At 67.8% G+C, this 25,333-nt stretch carries 22 protein-coding genes; 5 read left to right on the forward strand and 17 right to left on the reverse strand.

All coding sequences use genetic code 11. The features are described 5' to 3' along the window. Positions 1–105: 105 nt before the first annotated feature. The 6 genes from K368_RS0119345 to K368_RS0119370 form a co-directional block, all read right to left on the reverse strand. Entirely contained in the window at positions 106–1,032 is a 927-nt protein-coding gene (locus tag K368_RS0119345; RefSeq protein ID WP_027173774.1) for a histone deacetylase family protein, read from the reverse strand. Between the two features lie 68 nt (positions 1,033–1,100). Continuing rightward, complete coding sequence (locus K368_RS0119350) at positions 1,101–1,901, reverse strand: inositol monophosphatase family protein (RefSeq protein ID WP_081739624.1); 801 nt, start codon at positions 1,899–1,901, stop codon at positions 1,101–1,103. Continuing rightward, on the reverse strand, positions 1,901–2,839 hold the full coding sequence (locus K368_RS0119355) for a choline kinase family protein (RefSeq protein ID WP_027173776.1): 939 nt from the start codon (positions 2,837–2,839) through the stop codon (positions 1,901–1,903). The genes K368_RS0119350 and K368_RS0119355 overlap by 1 nt, the downstream gene beginning before the upstream one ends. Before the next feature lie 151 nt (positions 2,840–2,990). After that, complete coding sequence (locus K368_RS0119360; protein ID WP_027173777.1) at positions 2,991–3,941, reverse strand: phosphotransferase; 951 nt, start codon at positions 3,939–3,941, stop codon at positions 2,991–2,993. Further along, complete coding sequence (locus K368_RS0119365; RefSeq protein ID WP_027173778.1) at positions 3,938–5,260, reverse strand: Zn-dependent hydrolase; 1,323 nt, start codon at positions 5,258–5,260, stop codon at positions 3,938–3,940. Before K368_RS0119365 ends, K368_RS0119360 begins: the two co-directional genes overlap by 4 nt. After that, the gene (locus K368_RS0119370) at positions 5,235–5,987 is read right to left on the reverse strand and encodes a DeoR/GlpR family DNA-binding transcription regulator (protein WP_027173779.1); all 753 of its coding nucleotides are present in this window, start codon (positions 5,985–5,987) and stop codon (positions 5,235–5,237) included. The genes K368_RS0119365 and K368_RS0119370 overlap by 26 nt, the downstream gene beginning before the upstream one ends. Positions 5,988–6,812: 825 nt before the next feature. Here K368_RS0119370 and K368_RS0119375 point away from each other — a divergent pair. Further along, on the forward strand, positions 6,813–8,183 hold the full coding sequence (locus K368_RS0119375) for a carbohydrate porin (RefSeq protein WP_155935377.1): 1,371 nt from the start codon (positions 6,813–6,815) through the stop codon (positions 8,181–8,183). Between the two features lie 178 nt (positions 8,184–8,361). Next, positions 8,362–9,135, forward strand: coding sequence for an MOSC domain-containing protein (locus K368_RS0119380; protein WP_027173781.1), 774 nt, complete (start codon positions 8,362–8,364; stop codon positions 9,133–9,135). Between the two features lie 319 nt (positions 9,136–9,454). On the opposite strand, the gene K368_RS0119385 is transcribed toward K368_RS0119380, so the two are convergent. The 8 genes from K368_RS0119385 to K368_RS27685 all read right to left on the reverse strand — a co-directional run bounded on the left by K368_RS0119385 (position 9,455) and on the right by K368_RS27685 (position 18,263). Then, positions 9,455–11,011: an amidase gene (locus K368_RS0119385; protein WP_027173782.1), complete on the reverse strand. Its 1,557-nt coding sequence runs from the start codon at positions 11,009–11,011 to the stop codon at positions 9,455–9,457. Positions 11,012–11,073: 62 nt separating this feature from the next. Continuing rightward, positions 11,074–11,844: an ABC transporter ATP-binding protein gene (locus K368_RS0119390; RefSeq protein WP_245259620.1), complete on the reverse strand. Its 771-nt coding sequence runs from the start codon at positions 11,842–11,844 to the stop codon at positions 11,074–11,076. 8 nt (positions 11,845–11,852) lie between these two features. After that, on the reverse strand, positions 11,853–12,608 hold the full coding sequence (locus tag K368_RS0119395; RefSeq protein WP_027173784.1) for an ATP-binding cassette domain-containing protein: 756 nt from the start codon (positions 12,606–12,608) through the stop codon (positions 11,853–11,855). A 20-nt stretch (positions 12,609–12,628) separates the two neighbouring features. Next, positions 12,629–13,699, reverse strand: a complete 1,071-nt coding sequence (locus K368_RS0119400) for an urea ABC transporter (RefSeq protein ID WP_027173785.1) — start codon at positions 13,697–13,699, stop codon at positions 12,629–12,631. Continuing rightward, the gene (locus K368_RS0119405) at positions 13,696–14,562 is read right to left on the reverse strand and encodes a branched-chain amino acid ABC transporter permease (protein ID WP_027173786.1); all 867 of its coding nucleotides are present in this window, start codon (positions 14,560–14,562) and stop codon (positions 13,696–13,698) included. Before K368_RS0119405 ends, K368_RS0119400 begins: the two co-directional genes overlap by 4 nt. 11 nt (positions 14,563–14,573) lie before the next feature. Then, positions 14,574–15,824 carry an ABC transporter substrate-binding protein gene (locus K368_RS0119410; RefSeq protein WP_036267178.1) on the reverse strand — a complete coding sequence of 417 codons (1,251 nt, stop codon included), beginning with the start codon at positions 15,822–15,824 and terminating at the stop codon, positions 14,574–14,576. Positions 15,825–16,052: 228 nt separating this feature from the next. Continuing rightward, a complete protein-coding gene (locus tag K368_RS0119415; RefSeq protein WP_027173788.1) occupies positions 16,053–17,738 on the reverse strand; it encodes a methyl-accepting chemotaxis protein in 1,686 nt (561 codons plus the stop codon). Between the two features lie 249 nt (positions 17,739–17,987). Beyond that, entirely contained in the window at positions 17,988–18,263 is a 276-nt protein-coding gene (locus K368_RS27685; RefSeq protein WP_036266517.1) for a DUF2934 domain-containing protein, read from the reverse strand. Between the two features lie 350 nt (positions 18,264–18,613). On the opposite strand from K368_RS27685, the gene K368_RS0119430 reads away from it, so the two are divergent. From K368_RS0119430 to K368_RS0119440, 3 genes are all read left to right on the forward strand, one after another. Beyond that, a complete protein-coding gene (locus K368_RS0119430) occupies positions 18,614–19,294 on the forward strand; it encodes a TVP38/TMEM64 family protein (protein ID WP_027173789.1) in 681 nt (226 codons plus the stop codon). Positions 19,295–19,318: 24 nt separating this feature from the next. Then, positions 19,319–20,917: a phospholipase D-like domain-containing protein gene (locus tag K368_RS0119435; protein WP_027173790.1), complete on the forward strand. Its 1,599-nt coding sequence runs from the start codon at positions 19,319–19,321 to the stop codon at positions 20,915–20,917. Positions 20,918–21,094: 177 nt separating this feature from the next. Beyond that, positions 21,095–22,219 (forward strand): metallophosphoesterase, encoded by a 1,125-nt coding sequence (locus tag K368_RS0119440; RefSeq protein WP_027173791.1) that lies wholly within the window; start codon positions 21,095–21,097, stop codon positions 22,217–22,219. Positions 22,220–22,530: 311 nt separating this feature from the next. Here K368_RS0119440 and K368_RS0119445 read toward each other — a convergent pair whose 3' ends face one another. The 3 genes from K368_RS0119445 to K368_RS0119455 all read right to left on the reverse strand — a co-directional run bounded on the left by K368_RS0119445 (position 22,531) and on the right by K368_RS0119455 (position 24,883). Beyond that, positions 22,531–23,001: a hypothetical protein gene (locus tag K368_RS0119445; protein ID WP_027173792.1), complete on the reverse strand. Its 471-nt coding sequence runs from the start codon at positions 22,999–23,001 to the stop codon at positions 22,531–22,533. Positions 23,002–23,225: 224 nt separating this feature from the next. After that, the gene (locus K368_RS0119450) at positions 23,226–23,861 is read right to left on the reverse strand and encodes an NAD(P)H-binding protein (protein ID WP_027173793.1); all 636 of its coding nucleotides are present in this window, start codon (positions 23,859–23,861) and stop codon (positions 23,226–23,228) included. A 44-nt stretch (positions 23,862–23,905) separates the two neighbouring features. Continuing rightward, positions 23,906–24,883, reverse strand: a complete 978-nt coding sequence (locus tag K368_RS0119455) for an HWE histidine kinase domain-containing protein (protein WP_027173794.1) — start codon at positions 24,881–24,883, stop codon at positions 23,906–23,908. Positions 24,884–25,333: the final 450 nt, after the last annotated feature.

Below are 25,333 nucleotides of genomic sequence, written 5' to 3' on the forward strand. Positions count from 1 at the left end.
TATTCATACAGAGGAGATTGGTTTACCACATGGCACATTGATCTAGGATGAACAACGTTCTGGAATGACTTGCCTAGTCTTTGCCGTGCCGATAGCCGGCGTCGATCAGGCGCCCATGAGCACCGACACGTGGGCGGCGACCGAATCGCCGAGCCCCTTGAGGTCGTAGCCGCCCTCCAGCACCGACACGATCCGACCGTCACAGGTGCGGTCGGCGATCTCCATCACCTGGGCCGTGGCCCAGGCGAAATCCTCGGCCTCCAGCATCAGGTTGGCCAGCGGGTCGCGCCAATGGGCGTCGAACCCGGCGGAGATGACGATCAGGTCGGGCTTGAACGCCTCGAGACGGGTGAGGATGCGGCTTCGCATCGCCTCCTTGAAGGCGTCGCCGTCGGCGAAGGGCTTGAGCGGCGCGTTGACGATCGTGCCGTGCTCCCCCTCCTCGGAGACCGCGCCGCTGCCGGGATAGAGGGGCATCTGATGGGTCGAGCAGAACAGCACCGATGGGTCGGACCAGACGATATCCTGCGTGCCGTTGCCGTGATGCACGTCCCAATCGACGATGGCCACGCGCTCCGCCCCGTGGACCGTCCTGGCGTGAAGGGCGGCGATCGCCGCGTTGTTGAAGACGCAGAAGCCCATTGCCTTGGTGCGTTCCGCGTGATGCCCCGGTGGACGCATGGCCGAGAACGCGTTGCGCGCCGCGCCCGTCATCACGAGGTCGACGCCCTGCACCGCGGCGCCTACGCCGCGCAGGACGCATTCCATGGTGCCGGGCGAGAGCACGGTATCCGAATCGAGATGGGCAAGGCCCTCGCTCGGCACCGAGCGGAGGATGGTGCGCACCCATTCCTCGGGATGGGCGAGAAACACCGATTCGAGGGCGGCCACCTCGGGCGAGCGACGGTCGAGGCCGGAAAAGTCCTCCGTGGCGAGGGCCTCCCGAACCGCCTTCATGCGTTCCGGCCGCTCGGGATGCCCGTGCGGCGTGCGGTGCTCCAGCGAAGCCGCGTGATGGAACAGAACGGTCATCGGACATCTCCCCTCGTCAATCTGGCATCAGGTATACCAGCTTAGTCGAGGGATGACAGGAGCGGGAATCAGGTCCGCAAGTAACGGAGGGCGTCGGCGTGGAGCCCGGCATTGGCCGCAGCCACGACCCGTCCGTCGAAGGTAGGCGTCAGGGGCCGTCCGTCCCAATCGGTCATCACCCCGCCCGCCCCTTCCACCACCGGCACGAGGGCCATCACGTCGTAGACCTGGAGCCCCGCTTCCACGACGAGATCGCAATGACCGCTGGCGAGGAGGCCGTAGGCGTAGCAATCGCCGCCGAAGCGGCGCAGGCCCACCGCTCCGCTGAGCCGTGCGAACGCCTCCGCATCCGCTCCCTCGAAGATATCCGGGGAGGTGGCGAACAGGCGGGCCTCGGCCAGCGGCCTGTCGCTCGTCAGGGCGGGACGACCGCCAAACCATGCGGCCTCGCCGGTGCCGCACCAGCGTTCACCCAGTGCCGGCATGTCGATGACACTGACGATCGGCCGGCCATCTGAGACCAGGGCAATGAGCGTGCCGAACAGCGGCATGCCGGTGATGAAGCTCTTGGTGCCGTCGATCGGGTCGATGACCCAGGTGAGCGGCCGCTCGAAATCGCCGCCCTCTTCCTCGCCGAGGATGCCGTGCTCGGGATAGACGCTGCGGATCTCGGCGCGCAGCAGGGATTCGATGGCGCGGTCGGCGGCGGTGACCGGGCTCGCATCGGCCTTGGCTTCCACCGGCAGTTCGGTGCGGAAATAGTGCCGGGCGAGCGGCGCGGCGAAATCGGCGAGGCGATGGGCGAAGGCGAGGAAACCCGCCTTCGTCGCCGTGTCTCCGATGGGGGGCGACTCTGCGTCCATGCTCATCACAGGCGCTTCAGCCAGAGCGGCCAGTCGGGATGGTGGAACAGGGTTCGGGCCCGCATGTGCTTCCAGGTTCCGTATTTGTAATAGTCGAAATCGAGGGTGGAGACGGCCTCCTGGATCATCGCCCAGGTCGCCCATTTGAGATCGCCGAGCGCTTTCAGCACCGCGACCCGCGCCTCGATCCCGGGGGTCCAGCGGCCGAAATAGGCCTCGATCATCTCGCGCTCGATGCTGTCGGGGAACGCCATCTCGTCGAACCAGAGGGCGAGCTCGTAGGCGCGCTCGTTGTTGGAGGCGTATTCGAAGTCGACCAGCAGGACATTGTCGGCCGCGTCGATCATGAAGTTGCCGGCCAGCGTATCGTTCATGCACGGCACGAGATCGAGACCCGAGGCCGTCATGGCCGCCTTCGCCTCGGCGACGCAGCGCATCAGATGGGCCTGATCGGCGGGAAGCCGGCCGCCCACCTCCGCCACCTGGATCACATGCTCCTCGATCATCTCGAAGATCGTCTTCGTCAGCCCGAGCGGCGTGGAATCGTTGAACGCCTTCAGGGCGCGCACGGCGTTGTGGCGCAATGCGGGGCGAAGGAAGTCGAGGTTCGAGGAGGCACGATAGCCCTCGACGAAGGCGAAGATCTCGACGCCGGCATCGGGCAGGTAGTCGATCACCTCGACGCCGTAGCCGCAGGCATGGGCCCGGCGGCTGGCTTCGTTGGCATGGTCGCGGGTGATGAACATCTCCGTGCCGCGACCGGGCATCTTCACGAAGACATCCCGCGCGTCCCCGATGGCGACGTGCCAGTTGGTGTTGCTGATTCCGCCTGCCACCGGCCTGTAGCGCATCGTCCGGCCCTGCCAGGCGGCGATGCCGGCGAGCACCCCCTCCAAAGCGCGCTCGCCCTCGCTGATGCCGTCGCCCAAGCCTGTCCAGCTCATCGCCGTTCGGTGCCTCCCGTTCCGGATTGAGGTGTCATACCAAGTGGCGCTGATCCCGACCGATGGTCGTCCTCAGCGCGTTCGGCGGACGTCCGCCGCCGCGCGGTCGCGCGGGCGGACGACGATGAGTTCTCCTCATCGTCGTCTGGTATCACAGCCGGCGCAGCCAGCTTTCGAAGTCCCGCGTGCCGATGGTCGTGCGCGCATGCAGAAGCCGCCAGGTTCCGTATTTGTAGAACTCGATCCCGCTCCGCGCCGAGGTGACCGCGCGGGTGACGCCCCAGAGCCCACCCATCACGTCGTCGACGGCGCCGTAGAGGCGGCAGCGGTTGTAGAGGCGCTCGTCGAACCGGCCGGCATAATGCTCCATCGCCTCGCGCCGCTCGGGCTCGAAGGCGCAGGCCTCGTTGAGGAGGGCGCCGACGTCGAACCAGGGGTCGTTGTCGCCGGCGAGGTCGAAATCGACGAGGCGGACCTCACCCGCCCCGATCATGACGTTCGAGGCGATGCCGTCGTTGTGGCAGAAGGCGAGGTCGATCCCCGACGCATGGATCGCCTCGCGCACGAGCGCCATCGTCGCCACGAGGCGGTCGGTCCCGTCGGGAAGCGGCGCGCCGGCGGCACGGGCTTCGGCGGTGAGGCTCTCGATCCGTGCGAAGGGGCAGACGCGATGGCCGAGAAGGCCGTCGCCATGGAGGCGCGCCTTGGCGTCCAGCACCCTGCCCAGGATCGTCCCGTCCTGAAGGTCGCCGACGCGGGCATAGCGCCAGGGCTCGGGCAGGTCTTCGAGGCCGAGCGCCCCGTCCGCCTCGAAGACCACCTCCGGGGCGATGCCGAGGCGCGCGGCCTTGCGGGCCGCCTGCCCGGCCATGGGCGTCACATCACCCGCCATGTCGGCGTGGCGGATCTTGAGGAAGACCGGCTCGCCCTCGCGGAACGCGACCCGGACGCAATCCGAGGCCACGGCGCGGTGGGTCGGGGATGCCACGGGCGCTGCAGCCAGCCCATAGCGAGGCTGGCGCGGGACCCAGTCGGCCCGCGTGGCGATGACGGCCTCGACGCGGTGGTCGAAAGCGGTACCGGCCTCGCCGTAGGATATCATCGCTCCCCTCCGAGCCCTTCGTTCGGCCGCCTGACCAGCAAGGCCCGTTCCGGAGATCCGCCGCTGCGGCAGAGGCGCCATGCGGCGCGCAAGGCCACCGCCAGCCCGGCTTCGAGATCGGCCGGCCGCGTCAGCTCGGCCTCGTTATGCGCGATGCCGTCGACACTGGGCACGAAGACGATGCCGGTCGGGCACAGGCCGAGCAGGCTGATCGCGTCGTGGCCGGCCACGGTATCCATGCGCAGCGATCGCAGGGACGCCTCTTCGGCGCAGGTCGAGACGAGATCGCACACGGCCTCCGGCAGGCTGCGGATCGGCCGCAGGGTCCGGCCGGTGATCGCCGCCGAGACGCCGGCGCGCTCCGCCGCCTCCGTGATCGCCGCCTCCGCCATGAGACTCGCATCGGTGAGGAGGGCATTGTCGGCCGAGCGCAATTCCACGCTGAGCTCCACCCGCGCAGGCACCACGTTGGGGGAATTCGGCTCCACCAGGAGGCGGCCGACGGAGGAATGGAAGCGGCCGGGCCAGCGCTCGGCGATCTCCCTCACCTCGGCGATGAGATAGGCGGCGGCGAGCAGCGCGTCGCGCCGGCGCGGCATCGGGGTCGGGCCGGTATGGGCCTGCTCGCCGGTGAAGACCACGTCGATCTTCGCCGCTCCCCAGTTGCGGGTGACGATGCCGATGCTCGCCTTCGCCCTCTCCAGGACGAGCCCCTGCTCCACATGGAGTTCGAGGTAGCAGGACGGGAGCGGCGGCGGCCGGTCCGTCCCGAGGAACCCGATCCCGCCCAGGGCCTCGCGCAGGGTGATGCCGGCATCGTCGCGGGAGGAGAGCGCTTCCTCGACCCGGCGCGCCCCGGCATAGGCGCCGCTGCCGAGGAGGCTCGGCCGGAAGCGCGCGCCCTCCTCGCCGGTCCAGTTCACCGCGCAGAAATCCGCCCCGAAGGTCTCGCCCGCCCGCCTCGCCCGCATCAGGGCGGCGCCGATGCCGGCGGCCGCGACCACACCGTAGGTCCCGTCGAAGCGGCCGGCCTTCGGCTGGCTGTCGAGATGGGAGCCCATCATCACCAGGGGCGCGCCGGGACCGTTTGCGAGGCGGAACATGGCGAACTGGTTGCCGACCTCGTCGACGAGGATCTCGGCGCCGGCCTCCCGGGCGGCCTCGGCGAAGAGGCGACGGGCCTGCCCGTCCTCGGCCGAGGCGCAAAGCCGGGTGATGCCGCCGCCCGGCGTCGCCCCGCAGGCGGAGATGCCGGCAAAGAGCGCGTGGAACGCGCGGGCTGCCGCTGCCGTGTCAGGAACTGATGAGGTCGATGTCATGCTGCGTGAAATGATCCAGGAACGGCTGCGGCGGCGGCCGGTCGGTGACGAGGGTGAGCCGTTCCGAGAGTCCGAAGGTGCAGAGGTTCGCCTGACGCCCGAACTTGCGGGAATCGGCCAGAAGCACGCTCTGGCGCGCCTGGCCCCGGAGCACCTTCCGCAGGGCGGATTCGTGCTCCTCGTAATCCATCCAGCCATGGGTGAGATCGCAGGCCGCGATGCCCATGAAGGCGAGGTCGAAATAGAAGCGCTGCGCGTAGGCGACCGTCTCGTAGCCGACGAGGGCGTTGTCCCGCGCCCGCAGCATTCCCGGCGTCAGGTTCACCCGCGCGGGGCCGCTGCCGAGATGGAGCGCCACGTCGATGGAATTCGTCGTCACCGTGAGGTTGCGGCCGCTGAGGCGCCGGGCGAAGGCGAGGGTCGTGGTGCCGGTATCGACGAAGATCGACATCCCGTCGCGGATGAGCACCTCGGCATTGGCGGCCACCTTCGCCTTCTCGCGCGGGTTGGTCTTGCCCCGCTCCTGGAGCGGCCGGTCCTGATCCAGGCGGGGCGGCACCGCGCCCCCGTGGATACGCCGCAGGACGCCGCGCTCCTCCAGCACCTTGAGGTCGCGCCGGATGGTCTCCTCGGAGACCCGCAGATAAGCGGCCACGTCGGAGACGCCGACCCGTCCCGTCCCGTTCAGACGGGACAGGATCTCCTGATAGCGGTGGTCGGTCAGCATCGGCGTCGGCGTCTCCCCAATCCGCCGGAGCGTAGCGATTTTGGTGAGCCGAGGCCGCAGGAAAACACGTGTCCCTCACAGTGTTTCCCACGGAGATTGCAATCGCGTCGCTCGTGCCAGGGTAAGCCGCCATCGATGGCGGTTTCCCGAACCCTCCGGCGATAGAGAGCCGCACGGGAGCCGGATGGGCAGGATCGGGCAGATCCAACGCGCCGGCCTGTCCTGTCCGATTGATCATGCCGCCAGAATCACGCTGCCTGAGCCCAGATGACGAGGGATGCCGATGTCGCTTTCCATGAGGAAACGTGACGGCCGGACATCGACGAAAAGGTCCCCGGCGCAGGCCGGCTGTCAATCTGATTCTGACCGAATTGTGGGATTTATGCTTATTTGCCTGAATTTTCTGCCTTCTGCCATCTGTGGGACCACGCATGCCCGTTTCGGTGCCCCTCCTGTCCCTCCGGCACCGGCAGGCTCGCCGCGGCAGGTTTGGCGGGTCTGCTTCTTCTGATTGAACCTCAAGGATTTAGCGTCAAAAACACAATCTGGCGGTGTCATCCAAAGAATTCGGGTGAGAAATGGAACTTTTATGAGTTCCGCCTTTCGCTGTGGCATTGGCCTTGCTGATCCCTCCCAATCTCACAATTCCCTGCGCCTCGGCTCCTTCGACGAGCCCGAGATCGAGAGGCGCGGGGAACAGCAGAATGGGGACGTTCGACGATGCCGACAGACGCGACAGAAAGATCCGGAAGCGCCGCCTTCGCGCGCCGGGCTCGCCGCACCGGGCTTCCGGTTCTGCTGGGCGGTACGTTCCTCGCCGCGGGCATGCTGTCCGCCGAGGCTCAGACCGCCTCGCCCGTCGGCGAACTCAACGCCCAGACGCAGCCGCGCACCGATCGCGACATCGCCTCGAAACCCGCCGATCCCGTCCGCACCGGCCCCCTCGCGCCCTGGGCCACCGATATGGCGGCGCGGGGACTGACCTTCGACGTCAACATCTACGACTTCTACCAGGCCAACCCGAGCGCCGGCCTGCGCACCGGCGAACAATCGAACGCCGCCTATTTCGTGCTCAGCATGACGGCCGACATGCAGAAGCTTGCCGGCATCGCCGGCGGCTCGATCAACTTCACCCAGACCTTCTTCGGCCTCGTGCGCAACCTGAACATGGCCGGTGACATCGGCGACACCACGGTGGGCTACCAGCCGCCCTACACGCCCAACAGCACCCGCCTCTCGCTGCTGACCTACCAGCAGAAGCTCCTCGACGACCGCCTCGTGGTCGAGGTCGGCCGCACGCATCCCGACCGCTATTACGGCCTGCCGCCGTGCAACTCGATCAATTCCTGCTTCCAGGACATGTTCTACTTCAATGCCGGCTTCACCTCGCCGCTCTTCGGCGTCTGGGGCGCCAACATCGCCTACAAGCTCTCGCCGACCACGTACATCCAGGCCGGCGCCTTCAGCGTGAACCCCAACACCAACGTCCTGTCGGGCTATGATTTCGGCTACGAGCGCCTGTCCGGCGCCGTCGTGATGACCGAGATCGGGCGCAAGACCGACTACACGATGGAGGCCTATCCCGGTCGCGTCTCGCTCACCGGCTTCTACAACACCGCCGACCACGACGATAACTTCAAGACCATTGCCGGCACCTCGAAGGGCCTCAACCCGGGCACCCCGTCGTTGCAGAAATCCGGCACCTCGGGCGTCGTCCTCACCGGCACGCAGACCCTGTGGCGGGCCGATGGCGGGGCCGATGCGAGCAACCCGCATCCCACCGCGATCTCGGCCTATACCGGCACCGGCTACGCCTTCGACCCGACGATCCCGATCCGCTTCAACTCCTTCGCCGGCCTGCTGCTGTCGGCGCCCGACCAGGGCCGGCCCAACGACACCTACGGCATCAAGGCCAACTGGCAGCGGCTGAACCAGAACTATGCCGACTTCCTGTCGGATGCGAACTTCATCTCCGGCGGCACCGGCGAGCCCTATTCGCGGGACAAGTTCGTGTTCGAGGTCAACGCCCATTTCGATCTCGGCGCGGGCGTCGTCCTCGAGCCGGTGGTCCAGTACGTCGTCAACCCGAATTCCTTCTACAACCCCTACACGGCCCGCCGCGCCAAGGACGGGTTCTACGGCGGCTTCACCCTCGTCGTCCCCCTCGGCACCCTGCTCGGCCTCGCGCCGGGCTGAAGCACCCGGAGGGGCTTCGGCTCCGACATCGTCCGACAGCCGGTTCCGTTCGCGCGGAGCCGGCTTCTTTCGTCTCCGGCGCCTCGCCGATACGGGTCCGATCCCTTGCGCAAAACAGCGTATGGCGGATCGCGCCGTCTCCCGGCATCGAGGGGGGCACCCTCTCCAGGAATCCGCCATGCCCGCCGTCGACGCTCTCTACCGCTATCCGATCAAGGGTCTGTCGGCCGAGGCGCTGATGCGCATGAGCGTCACTCCGCAAGACGGCCTCGCCCATGACCGGGAATACGCCCTGGCGCTGGGCACGACCCGGTTCGATCCGGAGAAGCCGGAGCCCCTGGACAAGGGCTTCTTCCTGATGCTGCGCAACAACACGGCGCTGGCGGCCCTTTCGACGCGACTCGACCCCGGTAGCCATCGCCTGACGATCTGCCGTGACGGGAAGGAGCTGTTCGCCGCCGACCTGTCCACGGAGGTCGGGCGGGCCGCGACGGAGGCGTTCTTCGCCGATTATCTCGGCGAGGAGACGCGCGGGCGGCCCCGCCTCGTGCGGGCCGAGAACCACAAGTTCACCGATGCCAGCGTGCTGTCGCCGGTGATGATGCGCGCGATCTCGGTGGTGAACCTCGCCTCGGTGCGGGCGCTCTCGGAGGCGACGGGGCGGGAGCTCGATCCCCTGCGCTTCCGCGCCAACATCCATCTCGACGGGCTGGAGCCGTGGCAGGAACTCGATTGGGTGGGGCGCGAGGTAAGCATCGGCCCGGTGCGCCTGCGCGGCCTCGCCCGCACGCCGCGCTGCGGCGCGGTCAACGTCAACCCGAAGACCGCCGAGCGGGACGCCAACCTGCCCAAGGCCATCAAGCAACATTTCGGGCATGTGGACCTCGGGATCTATCTCGAGGTGGTCGAGGGCGGGACGATCGCCACGGCGGACGGCGTCACCCTCGGCTGAGGGGGTTGCCCCACCCCCTCGGGGCTACACTATTCACCCATTTCGCGGACACCGCGGGTCCCCTCTCCTGGAAGGAGAGGGAGCCCGTCGCGCCTCATATCGATGTCTTCGGCGAGAAAAATAGCCGTCAAGTAGATGCGTTAAGCCAGTAGCTTGTGAGGAGGGGGTGGCTCCGCCAGCCTCCGCGGTGGACATCTTGCGCGGGCGGCTGATCTTGGCGGGTGCTCCCTCGTGACCGGCGGAGGGTCGCGCAACCACCCCACCTCCAACTCCTCCCCACAAGGAGGAGGAGGGCTTCGAGTCGTGGCTTCGTCCGTCCTCAGCTTGGCCTCACCAGGCTCGGCGCCTTGCGGTAGCCGGTGGCCGCCTCGAAGGCGTAGGCGTAGCCCAGGAGCTCGGCCTCGCTCCACATCCGGCCCACGAAGATCAGGTTGAACGGCGAGCCGCTCGCATAGGCTCCGGCCGGCAGCGTCACGCCCGGAAGGCCGGCGATGTTGATCTCGCAGACCGTGGTCTCGTTGATGGCGAGGCCGCCATGCAGGGGCGGCAGTTCATCGCGCATCTGCGGGAAGACCAGCCCGTCGAGCCCGTTCTCGTCCATGACCCGGTTGAAGATGTCGAGGTAAGCCTCTCTGAGGGCGAGGAAGTCCGACAGGTCGGGCGGTCGCGTCGGGTCGGCCAGGATCGCCTCGAAGGCCGGATACTGGTGCAGGTAGCGCAGCACGCCCTCGGGGCCGAACGCATCCTCGTCGGCGGTCGCCTCGGCGAAGGCCGCGACGCTCCGGAGCGCCGCGCTCGATCCGAGCCGCTGCAGGTAGAGATGCAGGTCGTAGGGAACGGATTCCATGCCGCGGGCATCGAAATAGTTCAGGCCGTCGGTGGGCTCGGCGAGTGCTGCGAAGCCCGTGCCGGCGAAGGGATCGGCGACGAGCGTGGCGCCGCAGGCGGTGATCTCGCTTTGTGCCCGCCCATAGAGCTCCGTCGCCTCCGGCGAGAGCGGCAGGTCGCGCCAGCCGGGTCCGAACAGGCCGAGGCGCTTGCCCTGGAGCCCGTTCCTATCGAGCTTCGAGGTGTAGCCGCCCTTGGGCCGCTTGCCGATGCCCGCCACGGTCTTCGGATCGGCGGCGGTGTAGCCGGCCAGCACGTCGAGAGTCAGGGCCGCGTCGCGCACACAGCGGGCGATGGGTCCGACCACGTCGCGGGTACTGCCGGCCAGGGGCACGACGCCGGCATTGGGGACGAGGGCGAAGGTCGGCTTGATGCCGACGAGCCCCTGCGCCGAGGCCGGGTTCTGGATCGAGCCACCGGTCTCCTCGGCAAGGCCGAGCACCGCGAGGCTGGCGCCCACCGCCGTGGCCGTTCCGGCGCTGCTGCCGCCGGGCAGGCAATCGGGCGCCGCCGAATTCAGGGTCGGTCCGGCCCAGCTGTCGTTGGCGTGGCTGCCGGTGGCGCTGAGGACGGGGACGTTGGTCTTGCCGAGCATGACGCAGCCGGCCGCCCGCATCCGCGCCACGACGGGCGAGTCGGTCTCGGGGATCAGGTCGACGCCGCCGGCCTTGGCGCTGAGGAAGCGCCAGCCCGCGGTGGTCGGCAGACCGGCCATGTCCATCGGGTCCTTGATGACCACGGGGACACCGGCCAGCGGTCCCAGCGCCTCGCCGGCGCCGCGACGCGCGTCGATGGCGCGGGCATCGTCCAGCGCCTGCGGGTTCATCACGATGATGGCGTTGTAATGCGGGTTGTAGGCGGCGATCCGGTCGAGGAAGGCCAGGGTCAGCGCCTCCGAGGTGACGCCGCTGGCGAAGGCGTCGGCCACGTCGGCCAGGGTCATCTCGACGATGTCGAGGTCGGGGATGGGGGTCGGGGCGGCGGCCATCGCGGGACGTCTCCTTGGTGGGAAGGGAAAATGGCGTGTGGGACGGGATGGGGCCGGCGGCCTCATTCCATGCCGACGAATTCCTCGATCATCGCCCGGTCGCGGGCGATCTCGGGCGGGATCTCGCGGGTGACGACGCCCTTCTGCAGGATCAGTACCCGCTCCGAGAGACCGGCGATGAAGGTGAGGTTCTGCTCCACGAGGAGGATCGTCAGGCCGCGCGCCCGGCCGATGGCCTGCAGCGTCTCGATGATCTCCTCGATGATCGAGGGCTGGATCCCCTCCGTCGGCTCGTCGAGGAGGAGGATGCGGGGATTGCCGCAGAGACAGCGGGCCAGCGCCAGCAATTGCTGCTCGCCCCCCGAGAGCGCCCCGCCCGGCCGGTCGAGATAGGCCTTCAACCGGGGGAAGACACTGAGGCTATCCGCGATGGTCTCGTCCTCGTCCCTGTCGGAGAGGAGGCAGCCCATGCGCAGGTTCTCGCGCACGCTCAAGGTCGCGAAGATCTCCCGTCCCTGGGGCACGAAACCCATGCCGAGCCGCGCCCGCGCCGTGGGCGAGCGCCGGGCGATGTCCTCGTCCCCGAGGCGGATGCGGCCGGCGGTGACGGGCAGGTAGCCCATCAGGGTCCGCAGCAGGGTCGTCTTGCCCATGCCGTTATGGCCGAGGATGCCCACGAACTCGCCCTCCCCCACGGTGAGCGAGACGCCGCCGAGGATCGGGATGCGGCCGTAGCCGGAATGCAGCCCCTCGACGGCGAGGAGCGTGGGCCGTGCCGCCGTCGCCACGGCGTTCGGGCAGGTGGAGAGCGGGATGGGGTCTATCGCAATCATCGGGCGGCTCATGCGGCCTGCTTGCCGAGATAGACGTCGCGGACGCGCTGGTCGGCCAGCACGCGCTCCACGCTGTCCTCCATCAGGATGCGGCCCTGGTTGAAGACGGTGACTTTCCTGGCGATCATCCGGATGAAGGGCATGTCGTGCTCCACCACGATGAGGGCATGGGTGCGGTTGATCTCGCGGATGAGCTCGGCGGTGCGGTGGACCTCTTCATGGGTCATGCCGGCGGCGGGCTCGTCGAGAAGGATGAGTTCCGGTTCCTGGGCGAGGACGGTGGCGATCTCGACCCATTGGCGCTGGCCGTGGGCGAGCTGGCCGACATTGCGCTCGGCGATGGTCGTGAGCTGGAGCCGGGTCAGGGTCTCGTCGACGATGGAACGCGTCCGGGCGATGGACTTGCGCCGCCCGGCCGCCACGAACACGTTCTCGCGCACCGACAGGCCGTTGAAGACGTTGGGCACCTGGGTCTTGATGCCGACCCCGAGCCTCGCGATCCGGTGCGGCTCCGCCCCGGTGATGTCCGTGTCGCGGAAGCGGATAACGCCTTCGGTGGGGGTCAACTGCCCGGTGAGCATCTTGAAGAAGGTGCTCTTGCCCGCGCCGTTGGGGCCGATGAGGCAGCGCAGCTCCACCTCGCCGAGGGTGAAGTCGACATTGCCCACCGCCGTCACCCCGCCGAAGCGCATGGTGACGCCCTTGGCCTCGACGAGGGGGCGAAGCGGAGCCTTCGCGGTGGCTGCCGGATGCGTCGCGGTCATCGTCGCGGTCATCGTCGCGGTCATGGGCGGACCTCCGCGGGCCGTGCGTCCCGGACGGGATCGGACACCCCGTCCCGGGCCGGGCGTGCTTTCGCCACGAAGTCGGGGATCCGCATCAGCAGGGTCCTCACGACGGGCAGGAGCCCCTGCGGGATCAGCAGGACGAAGGCGACCAGCACGATGCCGAGGCCGAGATTGGAATCGACGACGTTCTGCGAGCCGGCCTCGATGATGAGCCACTGGATCAGCACCGCGCCGAGCATCGGGCCGACGAGGGTGCCGAGGCCGCCGACGAGCACGAAGATGATCACCTGCGCCGACATCGACAGGCCGAACACGGTGGGGCTGATGAAGCCGCCCCAATTGGCGTAGAGGCAGCCCGCGAGGCCGGCGACGGCGCCCGAGATCATGAAGGCGAGGAGCTTGTAGAGGCGCGGGTCGTAGCCGATCAGCTGGGCCCTGGTCTCGTTCTCGCGGATCGCCACCACGACGCGGCCGAAGCGGCTGGCCAGCACCCAGCGCAAGGTGGCGTAGACCAGGATCAGCGCTCCCATGGCGGCGTACCAGATGCCGTCATTGTCCAGCGGGTTGCCCGCATCCCCGAGCTTGTTCAGCGCCGGGATCGCCGGGATGCCGTTGAAGCCGCCGAGTTCCGCCTCGCCGATCCGGTACTGGCTGCCGGAGGTGGTGTTCACGAGCTGGAACAGGATCACCGAAACGGTCAGCGTGATGACGCCGATATAGGCGTCCGAGATCCGGCCGTAGAACATGAAATAGCCGAGCAGCCCCGCGAACAGGGTCGGCACCAGGATGGCGATGAGGATCGGCAGCGTGCTGTCGCCCATGTTGATGACGGAGACGGCGTAGGCGTAGCCGCCGAGCCCGAGGAAGGCGGCCTGCCCGAAGGACATCACCCCGCCATAGCCCCAGATGAAGCCCTGGCTCAGGGCGAACATGGCCAGAGCCGCAAAGCCCGTGGCCTGGACGAGGCCGAACGTGTCGAGGGCGTGCGGCGCCCCGAACAGGATGGTGAGCATGACGCCGAGCGTGACGAGGAACCCCATGGCGGAGCGACGGGCGACGGGGTTCATAGGCTGCGCCTCAGGTAGCGGCCGGTGATGCCCTGCGGCAGCACGCGGATCAGCAGGATGGCTGCGACGAGGAGGGCGACGTCGCCGATCACGGGCGTGGTCCTGAACGAGACCAGTTCGTTGATGACGCCGAACACCGACGAGGCGAGGCCGGTCCCGGTGACGATGGCCGGCCCGCCGCCGAGCACGGTGATGAAGGCGCGGGAGATGTAGGCCGCGCCCATGGAGGGGGAGACGCCGGAGATCGGGGCGAGCACGCCGCCGGCGAGGCCGGCCAGAGCCGCGCCGAGACCGAAGGTCGCCATGTAGATGCGGTCGGGCGAGACGCCCATGGCGGCGGCCATGCGCGGGTTCTGCATGGTGGCGCGCAGGATCAGCCCGAACTTCGTCATGCGCAGCAGGAGGAACATGCCCGTGAGCGCGGCGAGAGCCGTGGCGACGATGACGAGGCTGTAGAGACTGGCGCCGTAGCGGCCGATCTCGAAGCTCCCGACCGGGGTCGAGACCCCGCGCACGACGTTGCCGTAGAGCGTGGTGATGAGGCCGATCAGCCCGAGGCTGATGCCCCAGGTCGCCAGCATCGTGTCCATCATCCGCCCGTAGAGGAAGCGGATGACGGTGCGTTCGAGGATCAGCCCCACCGCCCCCACCACCAGGGGCGGCAGGACGAGCATGGCGACCCAGATGTTCACCCCGGCGCCGTTCGCCATCACGGCGGTGTAGGCGCCGAGCATCATGAACTCGCCGTGCGCCAGGTTGATGATGCGCATCATGCCGTAGATCACCCCCAGACCGAGGGTGATCAGCACCAGGGTGGCGATACCGGTGAGGACGTTGAAGGTCAGGAGCCCCGCGAGATCCATGGAGAGGCGCCTCAGCCCTTCAGGTCGGGCGTGAACTGCTTGTTCATGCGCGGGTTCTTGACGAGGTCGCAGGCGCCGCCGGTATCGGCCGGGAACGAATCCGGGAAGGTCGCCAGCTGCTCCCATTTCCGGTCCTTGGGCCGGGCGAGGTAGGTGTTGCGGATGGTGTGGTGGGTGCCCGGATCCATCGTCACCTTGCCCGTTGGCGAGTCGATGCTGATACCGCTCTCCAGCGCCGCGATGACGGCGTCGCGCTCGATCGAGCCGGCCTTCTTCACCGCCTCCGCCCAGAACATGATGCCCTCGTAGGTGGCGGTGTCGAGCTCGCTGAGATCGGTGACGTCGGCGCCGAACTTGGCCTGCATGCCGGCGACGAAGGCCTTGCTCGCGGGGGTGTCGAGGTCGTTGTACCAGCCGTAGCAGGTGAGGATGCCGTTGGTGGTGGAGGTGTCCATGGTGGTCAGCTCGTCGCCGAGGCCGAACACCGTGGCACCCATGGGGATCTTCCCCTTCATGCCGGCGGCGTCCCACTGCCGGTAGAAGCCCGAATGGTTGGCGCCGACGAGGGCCGAGAGGACGATCTCGGGCTGGGCCTGCTGGATGCGGCTGATGGCGGAGGAGAAGTTCGTGACGTCGAGGGGGAAGAAGTCGGTGCCGGCCACGGAGCCGCCGCCATCCTTCATGAACTTCGTCATCCAGCTCGCGGTGATGTGGCCGTAATTGTAGTCCGCGGCGACGATGTAGGCTTTCTTGCCCCAGTTCTTGAGGGCGTAGTCGACGATGTGGTTGACGGTCTGGGCCGGGGTCGAGCCGGTGCAGAAGACGTTGCGGTCGCAGACGCCGCCCTCGTACTGGGTGTTGTAGAAGTAGAGGGTCTTGGAGCGGCCGAAGATGGGCCGGATCGCCTCGCGGGAGGCCGAGGTGATGCCGCCCTGGATGACGTCGACCTTGTCCTTCAGGGCGAGGGTCTGGGCGTATTGCGTGTAGAGCTGCATGTTGGACTGGGTGTCGTAGGCGATCAGCTTGATCGGCCGTCCGAGCAATCCGCCGGCCTTGTTGAGCAGTTCCACCGTGTATTCGGTGGTCTCGATCATCCGCTTGCCTTCGAGGCCCAGCGCCCCCGTCCCGTCGAGGAGGCTGCCGAGCTTGATCGGCTCCGCCGCCAATCCGCTCCGGGCGAAGAACGGCATCGCCACCGCGCCGCCCGCCCCTGCCAAACCGAGCTTGAGCGCATGGCGACGGTTCATCGTGCCCTTGGTCATCAACATCACTCCGCTTCGTGCCGTCTGCACGGACGATCGCCGCCGGCCGCGCGGGAGTGACGTAACAAGATCGATGCCAACAAAACTCACATTACGGGCAAGGTCGGGCGAGCGCGCCGGATGCCTCCTCCATAGGCAGGCCGAGGGCCGTTTCGCCTCGCCTCAAGGCACGAAAGCCACAGATCACGCACGTCCCGCATCGGCGCGGAGAGCGTCCCGCTTGGCCGGTCAGGCGGCGCGCACGGTGGCGAGGAAACGGGCCACCTCCGCGCTGAGATGCTCGGATTGCCGCGACAGCGCGGAGGCCGAGGCGAGGACCTCGCTCGCGGCGGCGCCCGTCTCCTCGGCCGCGTTCGCGACACTGGCGACGTTGGCAGTGACCTGTCCCGTCCCCAGGGCGGCCTGGGACACGTTGCGGACGATCTCCTGGGTCGCCGCGCCCTGCTGCTCCACGGCGGCGGCGATGGAGGTGGCGACGGTACTGATCTCGCCGATCCGCGAGGTGATGGTTCCGATCGCCGAGACCGCCTGTCCGGTCGAGGCCTGGATCCGGCCGATCTGGTCGCCGATCTCCTGGGTCGCGCGCGTGGTCTGGCTGGCGAGCTGTTTCACCTCGGCGGCGACCACGGCGAAGCCCCGGCCCGCTTCACCGGCCCGCGCCGCCTCGATGGTGGCGTTCAGCGCCAGGAGGTTGGTCTGCCCGGCGATGTCCGAAATGATCGAGACAACGTCGCCGATCCGGCCCGCCGCCCTGCTGAGTTCCTCGACGAGGGTGGCGGTCCGTGCCGCCTCGTTCACCGCGAGGGTGGCGAGATCGGCCGATCCGTCGACCTGACGTCCGATTTCCTGGACCGAGGAGCCGAGCTGTTCGGCGGCCGCCGCCACGGTGTTGACGTTGGAGGCCGCCTCTTCCGCCGCCGCCGCCACATTCAGGGATTGCGAGGCGGTGTGCGTGGCCGTCGCCGTCATGGAACGCGCGGTGCCCTGGAGTTGGCTCGCCGCCGCCGCCACGGTGCCGATGATGCCGCCCACGGCCTGCTCGAAATCCACCGCCATCGTGTGCATGGCGGCCTGCCGCTGGGCTTCGGCACCGGCGCGCGCGAGCACGGTCTCTTTCTCCAATGCGCGCATCTCGACGAGGCGCGTCTTGAACACCTGCACCGCATCCGCGATCGTGCCGATCTCGGTCCCCTCCCCCTGGCGCGGGATCGCCACGGACAGGTCGCCGGAGGCCAGCGCCTGCATCGGCCGCACCACCGAGGCGATGCCTCCGGTGACGCCTCGGATGATCCAGAACGCGAGCAGGGCCGACAGGACGAGGCCGCCGAGGCCCGCTCCGAGGACGAGGGTCTCGGTGCGGTCGAAGGCCTGCCGGCTCGCGAGCCGGGACGTCTCCGCCACCTCGTTGTTGATGGCCACGAGCCGGTCCGCCAGCGAGCTACACAGGCGCTGGAGTTCGGTTGACTTCCCCTGCAGCCGCTCGAGCCCATCCTCGTTCATCCCGCTGCGCGAGAGATCGAGGATCGCCTTGTTCTCCTTCTGGTAATCGAGCCAGGTCGTGTTGAGCGTGCCGTAGACGGACTTCTCGCTCGGGGAGGTGGCGAGGCTCGCATACTCGGCCAGCATGCGCGTGACCTTGCCCTGACGGTCGATGATCTCGGCATCGTAGCGCTTCTTCGAATCCGGATCGATCGCGCCGAGATGGCGATAGATGCTGATCGCGTAGCGCCCGATCCAGCCGGAGATCTCACCGGCCTTGGCGACGCTCGGCAGAGCGTCCGATTGCACCGTCACCAGATGTCCGTTGATCGTTCGGGTGGCGGTCAACGCCACGGCCCCCATGCTCGCGAGAAGCAGCGTCGTGATCGAAAAGGCGCCGATGAGGCGCGCTCGCAGGGAAAGGCGGCTCAGCATGAAAAGCGTTCCGATGACGGGAGGTCATCCCTTGATGGTATCCGCCTCCAATATACGCAAAAAACCTAAATAATTCCTAAAACCATGAGGCGACCTGTTGCGAACTTTATCTCCAAGAACTGGCGCGAATGCTCACTGGTTATGCAGTTTTATTATAATCGATCATCAATTTTCTGGAGGTAGTCATGCGCTGATGCGCTTTCGATATGAGCGATATGTGCCGCTGGCCAAATCGCGGGGGAATTCGTCTTACGGCCCGCTCGAGCCTCGCGAAAGCGGGAGGGTGTCGCCGGATTCCGTCGCCTCGGCCTTCGCCGCACGGTCCCGCTCGGCCCGCAACTCCTTCTCGGCCATGAGCCAGAACTCGATCTCGAACCCCATCGGCTGGTGATTGCGCTCCCAGAGTTCATAGGCGCGCCGACGGATCTGGTCGAATGTGGGTGCGGCGGCACGGCCCGCGGCATGTCGTTTGTTACGAGCCGCACTATCCGCGGATCCTGCCTCGTCCGAATCCTGTTTCAGCATCGCCCGCCGGCCTCGTTTCGCGTTTGTCGCGTATCGTGTGGATGGGGCCATGGCATGGTCCCGGCGGCGGGACATTCACACATGGCAAGAGCAAGCCGATTTTGGGCCATTCCCTGCGACGGCTCCCGAAGCGCCCTGCGACGACTCCCGAAGCGACAACGATCCACCTCGAACCAGGGCGCCTACGCGCCGTTGTCGCACATGCAAAAGTCGGGCGCGCGCTCCCAGCGCTTCCTCCACCGGGTCGGGTCGCTCGACGAGAACAGGCTTTCGCAGGCGAAACCCCTTGGGGTTTTCCTGCCGCGGTGCGAGATGCGATGGATGGCTCGGCCGATGAAACAGAGGGGTCCGTGACCGACAGCGACATCCGATACTGGAGCGTGACTGCCCTCGCCCTTGTGGGATTGGCGGGCGCCTGGTGGTGGCTGCCCATGGACGAGTGGCTGCGCGGCTTTGCCGAATGGACGGCGGGCCTCGGCGTCCTCGGTCCCCTCGCCTTCGGCGCGATCTTCTTCCTGGCGACCCTGGCGGTGGTCCCGTGCACCCCGCTCACGATCGCCGGGGCGGTGGCCTTCGGCTGGTGGGCCATGCCCATCGCCCTGGTCTCGGCCGCGGCGGGCTCCGTCCTGGCCTTCGTCGCCAGCCGGTACCTGTTTCGCGAACGCCTGCGCGGGCTCATCGCGCGGCGGCCGACCATGGTCGCCACCATGGAGGCGGTGGGGGATGGCGGATGGCGCCTTCTCACCCTGATGCGGCTGAGCCCCTTCGTCCCCTTCAACGCCCAGAACTACGCCCTGGGTCTCACCGATGTGGGCATGGGCGCCTATCTCGTGTCGACGATCCTCGGGATGCTGCCGGGTACGGTCGTCTGCGTCTATCTTGGAATCATCGGGCGCGCGGCCGGCAGCGATACGACCGAGCATTGGCTCTTTCTCGGTCTCGGCTTTGCCGCCACGGTCGCGGCCGTCGCCCTCACACGGCGCCGGGTGAGGCACAAGCTGAACGCCCGTCACGCGGGGACGCCGGCGTGAGAGCGGTGACGTCGAAAGGTTGATATGAGCGGTTCGTCCCCCCCGACATCCTGGCTGGTGCCCGGTTCGACCTGCTGGCGCCAGGAGCGGGCGGCCCGCGTGGCGATCCTGCACGATGGGGCCGCCTATTTCGCCGCGGCGCGTGAAGCGATCCTCAAGGCGCGATCCTCCGTGCTGCTGGTCGGCTGGAGCTTCGACCCGCGCGTGCGGCTGATGCCCCAGGGCGAGGCGGACCGCGAGACCATGGCCGATCTGCTGCGGCGCCTGAAAGCGACGCGGCCCGAGGTCGAGATCCGCCTCCTGATCTGGGACATGCCCTGGCCGATCTCCGCCGGCACCGATCTCAAGCCCGACGACATCCGCGCCCGGCTCGGACCCGGAATCGACTACGTCGTCGATTCCCGCCTCTCCTTCGGGGCCTGCCAGCACCAGAAGGTGCTGGTGGTGGACGACCGGATCGCCTTCTGCGGCGGCAGTGATTTCGAGGTGAACCGCTGGGACACGCCGGCCCATCGGGACCGCGACCCTCGCCGGCGCCTACCGACCGGCGAGGATTACCCGCCGCGCCACGACGTCATGATGCTCGTCGACGGCCTGGCCGCTTCGGCCCTCTCCGACCTCGCTCGCCTGCGCTGGCAGGAGGCGACGGGCGCGCGTCTCGCGCCGGCCGTGCCAGAGGCGGGCAGTCGGAACGCGAGCGATCCTCGCCCCGACGATCCTTCATTCTCCGATCCTTCATTCTCCGATCCTTCATTCTCCGATCCTTGGCCGGATTCGGTGACGCCGCTCTTCGAGGACGTGGCCGTGGGGCTCGCCCGCACGATACCGGGGCGGGAATCAGGGGATGCGATCCGCGAGAACGAGGCCCTCTATCTGCTGGCGATCCGCCGCGCGTCCCGCCACATCTATCTCGAGAACCAGTACTTCACCTCTCCCCTCATCGGCGAGGCCCTGGCCGCGCGCCTCGCCGAACCGGAGGGACCCGACATCGTGGTGGTACTTGCCGAACAGAGCCCGAACGGTTTCGACCGGATCACCATGGACGGGGCGCGGCGGGGCCTGATCGCGCGGCTCCGCGCAGCCGACCCGTATCGTCGCTTGCGCATCCTGGCCCCACACACGGTCCAGGGTCGCCCGATCCTCGTCCATTCCAAGGTCGCGATCTTCGACGACCGGATGCTTCGGGTCGGGTCGACCAACCTGAACAACCGCTCCATGGGCTACGACACCGAATGCGACCTCGCCCTCGAAGCGCTCGACGTGCAGGCGGACGATGCGCGGCGCATCGCCATCGCCCGGGTGAGGAACGGCCTGATCGCCCATCATGCCGGCTGCCCGCGCGACGCCTTCGAGGAGGCGGTGCGGAACAAGGGGCTGCTCGCGGCGATCGACGATCCCGCCCTCGTCCCGTCGCGGCGGTTATGCTCCCTCGTGGCCTCCCGGCGCGGACCCGTCGCGCGCCTCGTCGAAGCGTTCCACCTCGGCGATCCCGTCGGTCTCGCCGATGCCTGGCGGCCCTGGCGCCGCCATCGCGCCCTTTGCCGGCGCCGCGAGGGGGCCGACGCGGTCGCGGATCCCGGGCCGGCGCCGGCCGGAGCGGCAGAGCCCGCCGAGGCCTCATAGAGGTCGAGATCCAACGGACGGGACCTTTCGAGGACAGTGGGTGTGCTCGAAAGCACGTGATGGTGCGGGCGAGGTGGATCGCCGCGTCCCACGTCGCGCGGTCGGTGATATGGCCTCATTCCATGCGGGAGCAGGATCGGCTCCGTGCCGACCGTCCACCGTCGCCGATACGAGAGCATGTTCCACCTGATTTTCGGTCTGCCCTGCCTGTACGTCATCACGAGAGTACTCTGGCCTCTGCCATGGCCGTTCGCCGTGAAGGCCGGCATCGCTCTCCTCCTGCTCGTCGCGTCGCAGTACCATCTGTGGAGCCGCCTCTCGTCCGGCTCGGTCTTCGCGCCCGAGTTTCCCCGGTTGCTGATCGTGCTGTTCAACTGGGCCTTCGGAGCGATCTTCCTCCTGGCGGCGATGCAGCTGGCCCTCGACGTCGTGGCGCTGGTCTCCAGGCTCGTGCCCGGCGGAGGCTGGATGATCCCGGCCGGCTGGCGCTACGCCGAGGCGGCGCTGGCCATGCTTCTGTCGGCGGTGGCGGTGCAGCAGGCGGTGCGGGTGCCACCGCTCAAGGACGTCACCGTCGAGATCGAGAACCTTCCGGCCGGCTTCGACGGCTTCACCCTGCTCCAGCTGACGGACCTGCATCTCAGCCGCCTATTCCCGGCGGCGTGGGCGCGGGAGGTGGTGACGCGGTCCAACGCGCTCGGCGTCGATCTCGTGGTGGTCACCGGCGACCTGATCGACGGAGCCCTCGCATCGCGCCGCGCCGACGTCGAACCGTTGCATGGTCTCCATGCCGCGGACGGGGTCTGGGTGATCCCCGGCAACCACGAGTATTTCTTCGACTATGCAGGGTGGATGCGTCGCTATGCCGAGCTGGGGATGGGCGTGCTCGAGAACCAGCATACGGTCCTGCGGCGCGGTGCCGATGCCTTGGTCCTCGCGGGCGTGACCGACTTGTCGGCGTCGCATTCGGGTCGGCCGGTGCACGACCTCGACGCTGCGCTGGCCGGTGCGCCGCCCGATGCCCCCATCGTCCTGCTCGACCATCAGCCGAAGGATGCGGCGCGGGCGGCCGCGAAGGGGGTGGCCCTGCAACTTTCCGGGCATACGCATGGCGGGATGGTCTGGGGCCTCGACCGGCTGGTCGCGCGCGCCAATGCCGGCTTCGTCTCCGGCGCATACGCGGTCGGAGGCATGACGCTCTACGTCAATAACGGCACGGGGCTGTGGCCGGGCTTCGCCTTGCGGCTCGGGCCACCGTCCGAGCTGACGCGCATCACGCTGCGGGGTAAGCCCCGATCCTAGAGTTGCGCCCGATCGAGTCGGGTCGAGCGCAACTCTAGTGATGAAAGTCTGACGTTTGGTACACGCTGTCGGACTGCTTTCGACCCTTGGCAAGCATTGGGAAGGTCCGCTTTCAAGCTACCTAACAGGACGGAGGGGTCGACCGGATCGAACAGTGAGCGGACCGGCTCCCTTCGGTCGCTTGATGTTCGCAATGCGGACATAGGTCTTAGCCTCGATCGTGCGGTAGCCCATCCGCATGAGCAACTGGGCCAGGTGATCGCATAGGCGAATGCCGGGGATGCCTTCCGCATCCCCGGTGAACACGAGGGCTACGCTGCCCTGGCGGTGACCTTGGCGAAGGTGCCCGTCGCGATCTGGTCTTCGAGCTGCGCCTTGAAGTCCGCGATGCCGAGGACCTGGACGGGATTGCCCGCCTCGTCGAGGAACTCGTACAGCGCGTCCTCGATGTTGCGGTTGCTGAAGAACACGATCGCGTCCTCGTCGCCACCACCCTCCATGTGTGGGTCGCCGTTCGCCACGCCCGAGACGTAGCTGCCGGTCGGGCGGATCTCCTTCAGGGTCCCGTTCTCGCGATAGAACCTGAGCTCACCCTGCATCACAAGCGTCACGTAGGGGCTCTTATGCCGATGGAGCATCACCTTCTGGTTCGCCGCGAACTTGAATACGACGTCGACGATGCGGTTTTCCTCGTCGACCTTGTAGACGAAGAACGCGATGTGAGGGAGCCAATCGAGCGTCCGCCACGTGATGTTGGTCTCGTCGAACATATGGTTCGGCATGTCGTTTCCTCCGGGTTCCACATCCGACCGTTCTCGGCCGGCGCACGGCTTTCCGCCTGACACATGAACGTTGGTCTCAACCCATGAGGTCCACAACGGAGAGACAGGTATCCGACCAGCTTTGGGACGCACCCTTGGGAAAGCGGCCAAAGATCGGTAGCGACAGCGCTTTGATATGCCTCAGATTTTCATCGCAGAGCCGGGTATCGCTTTGCGAAACCTGCCTAGCCGATGAGCACGACGGCCTTGCGTTCGTAGGATCGCCCGTCGATCTCCCCGGCGATGAAATGCGCCACGTCGGCCCGGGAGATCAGGCCGTTCCGCCAGGATGAGGGCTCCGTCAGGATCCTGTAGCGTCCCGTGGCCGAGCCGGGCGTGAGGACGCCTGGCCGGACGAAGGTCCAGTCCAGGCCGCTTCGGCGGATCCGCATCTCCTGGGCGTCCTTGTCGTCGTAGGCCCGCCCGAACACGAGGCGGAAGGGGATGCGCTGGAAGAGGCCGATGGCGTCACGGCTGTCGCCGGTGCCGAAGCCGGTCACGGAGAGGATGCGCCGGATGCCGGCTTTCTCCATGGCCGGCACCAGCACGTTGGTCGCGTCCGAGAACAGGGTCACCGGCCCGAGCAGGTTCTTCGCCGGGACGCCCAGGGCCTGCACCACGACGTCGATGCCCTCCAGGGCGGACGCGACGTCGGTGGCGTTCAGGGCGTCGCCGGGGAAGCGTTCCAGCCCCTGGCCCGACAGCGACATGGTCGCGGCAGACCGGGCGAAGGCCCGCACGCGATGGCCGGCCGCCAGGGCCGCCTTCACCGTTTCCAGGCCAATGCCCTGGCTGGCGCCTATGACGAGGACGTGGGCCATGTCCGGTTTCCTGGTCGGTGACGTGAAGAGGGACGGATGGTCGTTCAGACGGCCGGGACGTGCATCTTGAAGCCCAGACCGGCCTCGTTGATCCGGCGGGTGAAGCGGCCGCCGAGGCTGCGCTCGATCGTCTGTTTCAACAGCCGGGATCCGAACCCGCCACCATCGGACGCGGCCGTCCCCGAGGCTACCGAGGTCTCCTCCCAATCGAGCGTCAGCGTGCCGTCCGAAACGCGACCCGTCACCGTCAGCGTGCCACCTCCCGACAGGGCGCCATACTTGGCGGAGTTGGTGGCGAGCTCGTGCAGGATCATGGCGTAGTCGTTGACCTTGTCGGGGGGCGCCACGGCGCCGTCCTCGACGTCGATCTCGATGTTGCCGCCGTCGAGATAGGGGGACAGGATCCGCTCGGCGAGGGTCCGCAGCCTGACTTTACCCTGGTCTCCGGCCTGTGCTCGCGTCGCGAGGGTGGTGGCTTCGTGCAGCACGCCGAAGCGTTGCGACAGGTCCTCGGCGAAGTGCGGGGTCGATGTGGCGCTCCGGGCGACGATGGCGGTCAGCGCCCGGGCGACGGAGAACATGTTCGAGACACGATGGGCGAGCTCCGCCGTCAGGAGGTGCTCGGCCTCTTCGGCGCGCTTCTGCCGGGTGACGTCGAGAAAGATGGCCTGGACCCACTCGCCGACCTTGCCGGCCTCCCCACCGACCCCGCGGGCGGAGACCCAGCGTGCGTGAGGGCCGTCGCCGATGCGAAAGTCGAAGCTGTAGGGATGGGACTCCGCCTCGCTCGCTGCCCAGTCGCGCATCATTGCGCGGCGGTCCTCGGCGTTCACACGCTCGAAGAGGTCGTCGATGGGGACGACGGACTCGGACGTACCCCAGAACTCGCGGCAGAGCCCGTCGAGCTGGGCCAGCCTACGCGTCGGTGACCAGGCCCATAGGGCGACACCGCCACGATGGATGGTGTCGGTAAAGCTCGCCAGCGTCCACTCGTAGCCCGTCGACGTCACATCCTCGGCCATGCACTTCCTGATCGATCCCTGAACATGGTCGATGCCCGTCGCACCGCCGGGGGGACAAGCCGCGCGGAAGCGGTTTGCTCCCTCACGCCCTCGTCATCATCCGACCCACGGCGGTCACTTCGCCTTCTCCGTTCCTGGCTCGGCAAAGCGGGTGCGCAGCGGTCCATAGAGGGCGGTTCGGGTCGTTCCCTGCGGGCGGCATCGTCTTGACGACATCCCGCGACCGAAAGCGGTCGGACCGCCCCATCCTCCCCGGCGTTCGAGGCCTCCGATATTCACATATCTCGCGGGATGCGCGGGTCCCCTCTCATGAAAGGAGAGGGACAGCGTGAGGTGTATGAGCTTTCCGCAGATGGACCACACCTCACGCCAGCCCTCTTCTTTCGGGAGACGGAGCCCGTCGCGCCTCATGTCGAACGCTCTGGCGTAGGGGCACCGCTGTCCAGCGGA

Source organism: Methylobacterium sp. 10 (genome assembly GCF_000519085.1).
Classification (GTDB): domain Bacteria; phylum Pseudomonadota; class Alphaproteobacteria; order Rhizobiales; family Beijerinckiaceae; genus Methylobacterium.